Here is an 11471-nt window from a genome sequence, read left to right on the forward strand (position 1 = left end):
TCTGGATCGCCGGGCTGAAAGCCCGGACATCACCGTTGATCCAGCGCCAGGAACGTCTGCGGGTACGCCGGGCCGATGTAATCGGTGCGCGGGCGGATCAGCCGATTGTTCTTGTACTGCTCGAGGCAGTGGGCCGTCCAGCCGGAGACCCGGCTGACCGCGAAGATCGGCGTGAACAGGTCGATCGGAATGCCCAGCGTGTAGTAGGTCGACGCCGAGTAGAAGTCGACGTTCGGATACAGCTTCTTCTCGCCGGTGACGAGCGCTTCGATCCGCTTCGACATGTCGTACCACCGCGTGTTGCCGGCGCGCTCGCCGAGATCCTTGGACATCCGCCGCAGGTGCGTCGCCCGCGGATCCTCGGTGCGATAGACGCGGTGGCCGAAGCCGGGAATCTTCACCTTGCGCGCGAGCTTGGCGCGGATCGCCTCGTCGATCCGCTCCGGCGCGGCTTCCGGACCGATCTCGATGAGCAGCCGCATGACGTCGGCGTTGGCGCCGCCGTGCAGCGGTCCCTTGAGCGCGCCGACGGCGCCGACGATGGCGGAATAGATGTCGGTGAGCGTCGCCGCCGCGACCCGGGCGGCGAACGTCGACGCGTTGAGCTCGTGATCGGCGTGCAGGATCAGGGCGATGTCGAACGCGCGCGTCGCGAGCGCATTCGGGCGTTCTCCCTTCAGCATGTAGAGGAAGTTCGCCGCGTGGCCGAGCGCGGGATCCGGCTGAATCGGTCCGCCGCCCGCCTGCAGCCGCCCATGGGTCGCGACGATGCTGCCCATCTGAGCCGTGAGGCGCACCGCCTTGCGGTACTGCGCCTGCGGCGAGCTGTCGTTGACTTCCGGGTCGTACTGGCCCAGCGCCGAGGTCAGCGTCCTCAGCATGTCCATGCCGTCTGACGCCGGCAGCTGCTTCATCAGGCGCAGGATCGGCTCGGACACGGGACGGGCCGCGGCGAGCTGCGACTGCAGGTCGCCCAGCTCGGCCCGGTTCGGCAACCGCCCGTGCCACAGCAGGTAGCAGACTTCCTCGAAGGTCGCTCCCTTGGCGAGATCGTGGATGTCGTAGCCGTAGTACGCAAGAACGCCGCGCTCCCCGTCCAGATAACAAATCGCGGAGGTCGCGGCGACGACGTCTTCGAGCCCGGCTTTTGGCTTCTCGTCTACGGCCATACCCGGATCATATCAGCAGCGGTCTCCGCTGAGACGGCCGACGGCAGCGGACACGAAGGGCACAAAGATCACAAAGACCACAAAACAACCTTGTCTTCTTTGCGATCTTTGTGAACTTTGGGATCTTCGTGCCGCGGCCGTCGGCTCGTCTCAGTCGAAACTATTTTGCGATTTCCGGCTGCATGTCGGGGTCGCCGGTGAACTGCTGCAGGATCGACAGCAGGCCGGTGTAGAGGAACCCGATCTGGAAGAGCATCAGGAACGGCAGCGTGCCGTAGATCTGATTGATCAGCGCGTAGAACACCGTGCCGGTGAAATAGAGGCCGAGCCCCACCTCGATGATCGACTGCACGCCGACGGTCTGGTGGTACTTCTTGCCCGCCCACTCGTCGCTCTCGCGCTCGATGCCGTACTTCGGGGTGCGCGCGAACTCGCTCTGCTTGCGGAACAGCGCCTCGAGCACCGCCCGCGTGTTGTTCACCGAGAGGCCGATGCCGATCGACATCAGGAACGGCAGATACTTGAGGCGGGTGCGCCAGTCGGGATACAGCTCGCGCTGCGACACCATGTAGAAGTTGAAGAACGACATCGTCGCGGCGAGGAACAGCGGGATGTCGATCAGCAGCATCTCCGTCCAGCCCATGTTGTAGCGCACCCACATCGCCGGGAACATCAGCACCGACAGCAGGCACATGAGCAGGTAGTTGAAGTTGGCGGTGAGGTGGAAGAACGCTTCCGCCTTGACCTTCAGCGGCTGCGGCGAACGCAGGATGTGCGGCAGCAGCTTCATGCAGGTCTGGATCGACCCCTTCGCCCAGCGGTGCTGCTGCGACTTGAAGGAGTTCATCTCGACCGGCACCTCCGCCGGCGAGACGACGTGCGGCAGGAACTTGAAGCGCCAGCCAAGCAGCTGGGCGCGGTAGCTCAGATCCAGGTCTTCCGTGAGAGTGTCGTGCTGCCATCCGCCTGCGGCATCAATCGCTTCACGCCGCCACACCCCGGCGGTGCCGTTGAAGTTGAAGAAGCAGCCGGCGCGGTTGCGCCCCCCGTGCTCGAGCACGAAGTGCGCGTCGAGCAGGATGGCCTGCACCTTGGTCAGCAGCGAATAGTCCTGGTTGATGTGCCCCCAGCGCGCCTGCACCATGCCGACGTCCGGCGCGTCGAAATGCGGCAGCGTCTTGAGCAGGAAGTCCTTCGGCGGAATGAAATCGGCGTCGAAGATGGCGATGAAGTCCGCCTTGGCGCGCTTCAGTCCCGCTGCCAGCGCCCCCGCCTTGTACCCGGTGCGATCGACCCGGTGCAGGTAGCTGATGTCGAATCCGCGGGCCGCGTGGCGGCGCACGGCGAGTTCGGCAATCTCCTTCGTCTCGTCCGTCGAGTCGTCCAGCACCTGGATCTCGAACAGCTCGCGCGGATAGTCCATTTCGCAGACCGCGTCGATCAGGCGGTCGGCGACGTACATCTCGTTGTAGATCGGCAGTTGGACCGTGACGCGCGGCAGGGACGTCAGCGGCGCCGGCGCGAGCGCCGCGTCCGGGGCCTTGTCCCGATTTTTCATGTAAAGATAAACGAGGTAGTAGCGATGCCAGCCGTAGAAGGCCAGGATGCTCAACACAAAGAAATACAGGACGAGAATGAGTGTCTCAGGCAGCGACGTCATAAGAAGATGAATCGGTCACGCGGTCCAATCGATCATGTTACGGTTCAGGTCGGCGCAAAGTCAACTCGATGAACCGTCAGCAGTTGCGGGCCCTTCTCGAGGCCGTGGGCGCCGGCTCGCTTACTCCTGAGGCGGCGCAGGAGCAGCTCCTTCAAGTTCTGCGCCAGCAGCCCTTCGAGGATCTGGGCTTCGCTCGCGTCGATCATCACCGCAACGCGCGGCAGGGCTTCCCCGAGGTGATTTTCGGGCAGGGAAAGACGCCGGCCCAGGTCGCCGGCATCGCCAAACGCATCGTCCACGCCGGACACAGTCTCCTGGTCACGCGCACCTCGGGTGACGTGTTTGACTGCGTTCGGCGTGAACTTCCTGAAGCGAAATACCACGAGCTCGCGCGCTGCATCACGCTGGCTCGCGGCGGCCCCGCCACGGGGCGCGGCACCATCCTCGTCGCCGCCGCCGGGACCGCCGACCTCCCCATTGCCGAAGAAGCGGTCGTCACCGCCGAAATCATGGGAAATACGGTGGATCGCCTCTACGATGTCGGCGTCGCCGGCCTCCACCGGCTCCTCAGGGAACACGATCGCCTGATCGCCGCCCGGGTCATCATCGTCGTCGCGGGGATGGAAGGGGCGCTGCCCTCGGTGGTCGGCGGACTGGTCGACGTGCCGGTCGTCGCGGTCCCCACGAGCGTGGGGTACGGCGCCAGTTTCGGCGGCCTCACGGCCCTCCTCGCCATGCTAAACAGCTGCGCCACAGGGATTTCCGTCGTCAACATCGACAACGGCTTCGGGGCGGCGGCGATCGCGTCTTCGATCAACCATCTCGATTAGCCCACAGACCCTCCCGGCAGACACGGGCGGACCGCGGTATACTTGAGGATTGCGCTCCGGCGCTCCCCAGCACGCCATGCACCCCGGCACGCTCAAGGCCCTCGAGTTCGACCGCATCGTCGCGTCGGTGACGCGGCTCGCGCAGACGCCGCCCGGTGCGGCGCGGCTGTCGCGGCTGCAGCCCTCCGACGACGCGGAAGCGATTTCGCGCGCGCTCGCCGCGACGAGCGAGGCCGCACGGTTCCTGTCCGGCGCCGGCGAGATCGCCCTGCGCGCGCCCGCCGACCTCGATGCCGTTCTCGAGGCGCTGGCCGTCGACGGACGCCCGCTCGAACCGCTCCACCTGCTCGGACTCGCGACGTTTCTCGGCTCGATTGACGCGTCCGCCGGCGGCATCCGCCGCGCGCGCGCCGCGTTCCCCCTGCTCGCCGGCATCGTCGAGGGGGCGGCCTCGTTCGAGCGCGAGATCGCCGACATCCGCCGCAAGATCGACCCGGGCGGCGAACTGGTGGACGACGCCAGCCCGGAGCTGAAGAGCATCCGCGAACGGCTGCGCAAGCAGCGGGCGCGGCTGCGCGGGACGCTCGAGTCGTACGTGCGCGGCAAGGACACCGCGAAGTATCTGCAGCAGCAGATCGTCACCGATCGCAACGGGCGCTACGTCCTGGTCGTCCGCGCGGAGCACCGCTCGGCGATTCCCGGCATCGTCCACGGCAGCTCGGCGAGCGGCGCGAGCCTGTTTCTCGAACCGCTCAGCACGGTCGAGATCAACAACGACATCGTCGCCCTCGAGCAGCAGGAGCAGGAGGAAATCCGCCGCATCCTGCTGGCGCTCACCGACGCGCTGCGCGCGCGCGGCGGCGACCTCGGGCGCACGATCGACGCCGCAACCGAGCTCGATGTCGTCCAGGCGCGGGCGCGGTATTCGCTGGAGATCGACGGCATCCATCCCGCGCTGGCGAAAGACGGCCGCCTCGAGTTGCGGGCGGCGCGCCATCCTCTGCTCATCGCGCGGGGCGCGGACGTAACCCCGGTCGATGTGCTGCTGGTTCCGCCGGCGCGCGTGCTGGTGATCACCGGCCCGAATACCGGCGGCAAGACCGTGGCGCTGAAGACCGCGGGCCTGCTGCCGTTGATGGCGCAGGCGGGGCTGCTGATTCCCGTCGCGGACGGATCGCAGATTCCGGTGTTTCGCAGCGTCTATGCCGACATCGGCGACGAGCAGTCCATCGCCGAGAGTCTGAGCACGTTCTCGGCCCACATCGCGCACATCGTCGAGATGGATCGCGCGCTCGATCCCCCTTCGCTGGTGCTGCTCGACGAAGCCGGCGGCGGGACCGATCCGAACGAAGGGGGCGCGCTCGCCACGGCGATCATCGATCACTTCCGCAGGCGCGGCGCGATGGTGGTGGCGACGACGCACTTCGACGCGCTGAAGACCTACGCGTCGACGACCGAAGGAGTGACGTCGGCCGGGTTCGGATTCAACCCGCAGACGTTTGCGCCGACCTATCGCCTCCACTACGGGTCGCCGGGCAGCAGCCTGGCCCTGGAGATTGCGACCCGGCTCGGCCTCCCCCCCTCGATCATCGAGCAGGCGCGGGCGCAGCGGACCGCGCGTGAAGCGCAGCTCGCCGAACACCTCGCCAGGATCGAGCGCGAGATGCAGGGGCTCGATCACGAGCGGCGTCTGGTGGCGCGCGAACGGCAGATGGTCGAGGAGACCAGGGGGCGCCTGCAGGCGCGCGAGCAGGAGCTGCGCAGCCGTGAGGAGACGTTCCGCAAGCGGCTGGATCAGAAGATCGACGAGCGCATGCGGGAGGCGAAGCGCGAGATCGATTCGGTGATCGACTCGCTGAAGACGCGCGCGTCGACGATCGCGTCGGACGCCGAGCGGCGGGCGGCCCGGCTGGTGCCGACCGGCGACATCGGATCGGCGCGGGCCGATGCCCGCAGCGCCCTCGATGCCATCGACAACAGGCTTCGCGGAGCAGCTCAGAGTCCGCCTTCGCTCCCTGCGGGAGCTTCGGCGGGACAACCGCGACCTGCTGCGGAAGGGGATCGGGTCGCGGTTGGCCTGCTGGGTCTCGAAGGCGTGGTTCAGTCGATCAACGGAGACCACGCGGAGGTCGACGTCCGCGGCAAGCGCATGCGCACGAAGCTCGCAGACCTGCGCGTGCTCGTGCCGGCGGCGGCGCTATCATCCTCCGCGGCGCGCGTTCGCGTGAACGTCGACCTGGCGCCGCGGAGCGGCGGGAGCCTCACCGAGATCAACGTGATCGGCAACCACTCGGACGAAGCCGTCGGTCGCGTCGATCGTTTCCTGGAAGATGCCGCGACGACGGACCTCCGATCGCTGCGCATCGTCCACGGTTATGGTACCGGCGCGCTGCGGCGCGCCATCGCGGAGTTCCTGCGGGCCCATCCGCTGGTCTCCAGTTTCGGCCCCGCTCCCGACAATCAAGGGGGCGGCGGCGTCACAGTGGTGGAGCTCAAGGAATGACGCCGCCGCCATTGCAGATTGGCGATTGGCGAGTGCCGATCGGCGGTCGGCAATAATCACAATGCCACTATTCCCTCCGAACTTCGTCGAGGACCTGAAGTCGCACGTGGACATCGTCCAGGTGGTGCAGGAGCGCGTGCCGCTGCGCAAGGCGGGCGGCGCGTCGTGGAAGGGACTGTGCCCGTTTCACGGCGAGAAGACGCCGTCGTTTCACGTCCACGGCGACCGGCAGATGTTCAAGTGCTTCGGCTGCAACGCGGGCGGCGACGTGATCAAGTTCATTCAACTGACGGACAGCCTCGGCTTTCCCGATGCCGTCCGCCAGCTTGCCGCGCGCGCCGGCATCCCCGTGCCCGAGGCGGAGGACGCGAAGGAAGATCGCGAATCCGCGCGCGAGCGCGAAGCGCTGTTGAAGGCGCACGAGGTCGCCGCGGCGTGGTTTCGCGAGCAGCTGGCCGCGCCCGCCGGCGCCGCGGCACGGCGGATGCTCGCCGAGCGCGGCATGTCGGCGGAGACCATCGACCTGCTCGGCATGGGCTTCGCTCCGGGCAGCGACGGCCTCCGCACGCGATTGTCGAAGGAGGGTTTCGATGACGCGGTCCTCGTCAGGACCGGGCTGGTGCTGAAGCGTGACGATGGGTCGACGCGCGACCGTTTCTGGAACCGGCTGATGATTCCGATCTGCCGCGACACCGGCGCGATCATCGCCTTCGGCGGCCGCGCCATGAAGGCGGACCAGCAGCCGAAGTACCTGAACTCGCCGGAAACGGCCATTTACGTGAAGGGGCGGACCCTTTTCGGGCTGAATCACGCCAAGGCGTCCATCGGGCGTCTGAAGTACGCCGTGCTCGTCGAGGGCTACTTCGACTGGGCCCAGGCCTACCAGGCGGGGATCACGAACGTGGTCGCATCCTCGGGTACGGCCCTGACGCCGGCGCAGGCGCGCCTCCTGAAGCGGTTTGCGGGCAAGGTGGTGCTCAGCTTCGACCCTGACGCCGCCGGCCAGGGGGCCGCCGCCAGATCCTCCGAACTGCTGGTTACGGAAGGGTTTCAGGTCAACGTTGCCATGCTGCCGGCGGGCGATGATCCCGATAACTACATCCGGAGGTACGGGGCGGGGGCGTACCAGGAACTGCTGCGCGGGTCGCGGCCGTACCTGGAATACCTGCTGGATCGGTCCGCCGCCGGCGAGGACCTGTCAACGGACGAGGGCCGGCGGTCGTTTCTCGGGAAGATGCTGGCGGTGGCGGCGCGAATCCCCGACGCCGCCCAGCGTGACCAGTTTGCAGACAGACTTTCGCACAAAGCGCGGATTACGGAAGAGGTGGTCCGCGCGGAAATCCGCAAAGCGGCGGTCCAGCGGCAGACGAACGTCGACGACCTGCAGCGGCGGGCGCCGTCCATGGGGCAGGTGAAAGAGGCCGAAAGAGCCCTGATCTGGGCCCTGATGCGGCAGGCGGAGGGGGTGCAGACCGCCCTGCTCGAGCTCGAGGAGGCCGACCTGGAGGGCCTGGCGACCAGGGAGATCCTGCGGCAGGCGCGATCCCTGCAGGATTGGGGCGAGGGGTCCGTACCCCAAGCCCTCATGGAGCGTCTAAGTAAGGGAGAAGCGGCGCTGGTCGAGCAGATTGCCCGGGAAAAAGGGGCGCCTGCCGATGCCCTCGACTCGGTCCGGACCCTGAAACGGCTTCGCTACAGCCGTGAGAACGCCGACCTGCAGCGGGAGATCGACCGGCTGCAGCAGGCGGGCGCGGCGATGCACGAACACGAGATCATCGCGCTGTGGGAGCGCAAGAAAGACCTGCTCCAGCGGTTGGACAAGCACTAGCATTCATAAGAGACACAGAGGCGTGACGCCGGGGAGCCCGGCGGCTCAGGAGGACGCGTTGTCGATCGAAGAAAAATACGACGAGGTAAGGCAGCTCATCTCCATCGGCAAGGAGAAGGGATACCTGCTGTACGACGAGGTAAACGAACTGCTGCCCGCCGACATCACGTCGTCGGACGAACTGGACGATCTGTTCAGCACGTTCGGGAGCGCCGGCATCGAAGTCGTCGACTCCGAGAAGACCTACCGGGAAGAGAAGCTGCTCGATCGCACCGGCGAAGGGGCGGAGGAGCTCGAGCTCGATCTCACGCCGGGGGCGCTCGACAAGACGAACGATCCGGTCCGCATGTATCTGCGCGAGATGGGCACGGTTCCGCTGCTCACCCGCGAAGGGGAAGTCGAGATCGCCAAGCGCATCGAGCGCGGCAAGCTCGCGGTGATCAAGTCGATCTCGCGCACGCCGACGATCGCGCGCCTGATCATGCAGATGGGAGACGCGCTCAAGAACGACGAGCGCAGCATCCGCGAGCTGGTCACGTTCGTCGACGAGGAGCTGACGGACGAGAAGATCGAGGATCGCAAGAAGCAGGTGCTCCGTCAGATCGACGCGGTGCGCAAGGCCTGGCAGGCCTCCGAGAAGTGCAAGGAGAAGCTCGAGAACACGGCCAAGGGGGTCAACACCAAGGAGAAGCGCAAGTACCGCAAGGTCCGCTGGGAGGCGATGCGGGCGCAGATCGAGGTGTCGCGCCTGATCCGCAAGATCGAGTTCACCGAGACGATCAAGCGCCGCATGATCGACCAGATCAAGGACAAGGTCGAAGCGGTGATGCGGCTGCAGCGCCAGATCGCGTATCTGGAGCGGCAGCTGACGATGAAGAACCGCCGGCCGAAGCTGAAGGAAGAGGAGCGCAAGAACCTCCTGAAGCAGCAGAAGGAGCTGAAGGTCCAGGTCAACGCCATGGCGGCGGAACTGGAAGAGAAGCCCGAGCAGCTGATGCGGACGCTCGAGACCATCTCGCGCGGCGAAGCGCAGGCCGAGCAGGCGAAGAAGGAGCTCGTCGAGGCCAACCTGCGACTGGTGGTGTCGATCGCCAAGAAGTACACCAACCGCGGCCTGCAGTTCCTCGATCTGATTCAGGAAGGCAACATCGGCCTGATGAAGGCGGTCGACAAGTTCGAGTACCGCCGCGGCTACAAGTTCTCGACCTACGCGACGTGGTGGATCCGCCAGGCGATCACCCGGGCGATTGCCGACCAGGCGCGGACCATCCGCATCCCGGTCCACATGATCGAGACCATCAACAAGCTGATTCGCACGTCGCGGGCGCTGGTGCAGGAGCTGGGGCGCGAGCCGACCTCCGAGGAGATCGCCCAGCGCATGGACATCCCGGTGAGCAAGGTGCGCAAGGTGCTCAAGATCGCGCAGGAGCCGATCTCGCTCGAAACACCGATCGGCGAGGAGGAGGATTCGCATCTCGGCGACTTCATCGAGGATCGCCAGGTGGTCTCTCCCTCCGACGCGGTGATCAATCTGAACCTGAAGGAACAGACCGACCAGGTGCTCAAGACGCTGACGCCGCGCGAGGAAAAGGTCATCAAGATGCGCTTCGGCGTCGGCGACGGCAGCGAGCACACGCTCGAGGAAGTCGGCCAGAACTTCGCGGTCACCCGCGAGCGCATCCGGCAGATCGAGGCCAAGGCGCTGCGCAAGCTGCGGCATCCGTCGCGGTCGCGCAAGCTGAAGGCGTTCCTGGAAGGCCGGACGTAGCGAACCGTCCGCCATCCGCGATCCGCTCACGAAAGGCGGGAGGAAACTCCCGCCTTCGTTTTTTACGCTACTATCGGGGGCGGGCCCATAGCTCAACGGTCAGAGCCGCCGGCTCATAACCGGCCCGTTCCAGGTTCGAATCCTGGTGGGCCCACCAGCCTCCGCTCTCGAGTCAGCGGAGGCTGCGCGCCGAAGCGGCGCAGCCGCGAAGGCGGGCGAGCTACGGCGTGGCAGGCCTTCGCTCACGCCTGACAGGGAGCGCGTGAGCTACGGCGGGGCAGGCCCCCGAAGACGGACCGTCATCACCACCATGCGCAGAGCAGTCGCCGTTTCGTTCATCGCTGTCGTCTGCGCGGCAGGCGGCGGACGCGGTCAAGCCGGACGATGTGTCCGCCACGCGCATTCGCGCGGACGAAGGACGGCAGGCGGGCACGCGCGATCACGATCTCGCCGCACTGTACGCCGCGACCCGGCTCCAGGCGGCCGGCCGGGAGCCCGAAGGCCGGGAACTTCTTCGGCGAGACGTTCGAGAAATAGCGATATGATCGTCAGCGTTTCCCGTGAACCCTGACATTCAGCACCTGATCCGGCTGCAGCAGCTCGATACGGAGATCGATGCCGCGCGCCGCCGAATCGCCGACATCCCCTCGGTGCAGGCGGCGCTCGCGGCGCGGCTCGATCGCGCCGGCGCGGCGCTCGCGGCGGTGAAGGAGCGGCTCACCGCGAACCAGGCGGACCGCAAGAAGATCGAGGCGGAGGTCGCATCGATCCAGACCCGGCTGTCGAAGTACAAGGGACAGCTGCTCGAGCTGAAGACGAACAAGGAATACCAGACCATGCTGCACGAGATCGCCACCGCGGAGGCGGCGATCCGATCCCACGAGGACGTCCTGCTCGAGCGCATGGAGGAGGCCGAGAATCTCACCCGCGAGCTGAAGGCGGCGGAAGCGGAGCTGCAATCGCAGCAATCGGCGGTCGCCGCCGAGCGCGCCGCGCTCGACGAAGAAGCCATGACGCTGCACCGGCGAGTGGACGAGACGACGGCGGCGCGCGGCGCGGCCGCCGCGCAGCTGGCGCCCGACACGCTGCGGCTGTTCGAGCACGTCGCCCGCCAGCGCAAGGGGCAGGCGGTCGCCGAAGCCAGGGACGGCACCTGCAGCGTGTGCCACGTCCGCATGCGGCCGCAGATCTACAACGAGGTCCGCCGCGGCGAGGCGCTGATCCAGTGCGAGAGCTGCCAGCGCATTCTCTTTTTCGTTCCCGCTACCGCAACCCACCCTTCGTGATTACGGCTTATATCGATGGCGGCGCGCGGGGCAACCCCGGCCCCGCGGGCTACGGCGTGTACATCCAGGATCCCGGCGGCGGCGTGCTCGCGGAGCTCCACGGCGGGCTGGGGATCGCGACCAACAACGTCGCCGAATACAACGGGCTGCTCGCGGCGCTTCGCTGGGCGGCGGAACACGGCCATCGGACGGTCCACATCCGCGCCGACTCCGAGCTGCTGGTGAAGCAGATGCGGGGTGAATACAAGGTGAAGCACGAAGGGCTGAAGCCGCTCTTCCTGCAGGCCTGCGCGCTGATCCGGCGCATCGGCGACGTCACGTTCGAGCACGTGCGCCGCGAGTTCAACAAAGAGGCGGATCGGCTGTCCAACCTGGGCATGGACGAAGCTGAAGCGGCACTCCGCGCCGGCACCTGACGACCAACCGC

8 protein-coding genes and 1 tRNA gene are annotated in these 11471 nt (G+C 66.8%); 7 read left to right on the forward strand and 2 right to left on the reverse strand.

Features of this window, described 5'->3' with window-relative positions; all coding sequences use genetic code 11:
• Window positions 1-29: 29 nt before the first annotated feature.
• Both VFK57_11915 and VFK57_11920 read right to left on the reverse strand, forming a co-directional pair.
• A complete protein-coding gene (locus VFK57_11915; GenBank protein ID HET7696409.1) occupies window positions 30-1169 on the reverse strand; it encodes a citrate synthase in 1140 nt (379 codons plus the stop codon).
• A 160-nt stretch (window positions 1170-1329) separates the two neighbouring features.
• Window positions 1330-2829, reverse strand: a complete 1500-nt coding sequence (locus VFK57_11920; protein HET7696410.1) for a cellulose synthase family protein — start codon at window positions 2827-2829, stop codon at window positions 1330-1332.
• A 68-nt stretch (window positions 2830-2897) separates the two neighbouring features.
• On the opposite strand from VFK57_11920, the gene larB reads away from it, so the two are divergent.
• The 7 genes from larB to VFK57_11955 all read left to right on the forward strand — a co-directional run bounded on the left by larB (window position 2898) and on the right by VFK57_11955 (window position 11460).
• Window positions 2898-3659 carry a nickel pincer cofactor biosynthesis protein LarB gene (gene larB / locus VFK57_11925; GenBank protein HET7696411.1) on the forward strand — a complete coding sequence of 254 codons (762 nt, stop codon included), beginning with the start codon at window positions 2898-2900 and terminating at the stop codon, window positions 3657-3659.
• A 76-nt stretch (window positions 3660-3735) separates the two neighbouring features.
• Complete coding sequence (locus tag VFK57_11930) at window positions 3736-6162, forward strand: endonuclease MutS2 (protein HET7696412.1); 2427 nt, start codon at window positions 3736-3738, stop codon at window positions 6160-6162.
• Between the two features lie 61 nt (window positions 6163-6223).
• Window positions 6224-7990, forward strand: coding sequence for a DNA primase (gene dnaG / locus VFK57_11935; protein ID HET7696413.1), 1767 nt, complete (start codon window positions 6224-6226; stop codon window positions 7988-7990).
• 22 nt (window positions 7991-8012) lie between these two features.
• Window positions 8013-9758, forward strand: coding sequence for an RNA polymerase sigma factor RpoD (gene rpoD / locus VFK57_11940; GenBank protein HET7696414.1), 1746 nt, complete (start codon window positions 8013-8015; stop codon window positions 9756-9758).
• An 81-nt stretch (window positions 9759-9839) separates the two neighbouring features.
• Window positions 9840-9915, forward strand: a tRNA-Ile gene (locus VFK57_11945).
• A 403-nt stretch (window positions 9916-10318) separates the two neighbouring features.
• Entirely contained in the window at window positions 10319-11044 is a 726-nt protein-coding gene (locus VFK57_11950) for a C4-type zinc ribbon domain-containing protein (GenBank protein ID HET7696415.1), read from the forward strand.
• The gene (locus VFK57_11955; protein HET7696416.1) at window positions 11041-11460 is read left to right on the forward strand and encodes a ribonuclease HI family protein; all 420 of its coding nucleotides are present in this window, start codon (window positions 11041-11043) and stop codon (window positions 11458-11460) included. The genes VFK57_11950 and VFK57_11955 overlap by 4 nt, the downstream gene beginning before the upstream one ends.
• Window positions 11461-11471: the final 11 nt, after the last annotated feature.

It is taken from the genome of Vicinamibacterales bacterium (genome assembly GCA_035699745.1).
Lineage (GTDB): Bacteria > Acidobacteriota > Vicinamibacteria > Vicinamibacterales > 2-12-FULL-66-21 > JAICSD01.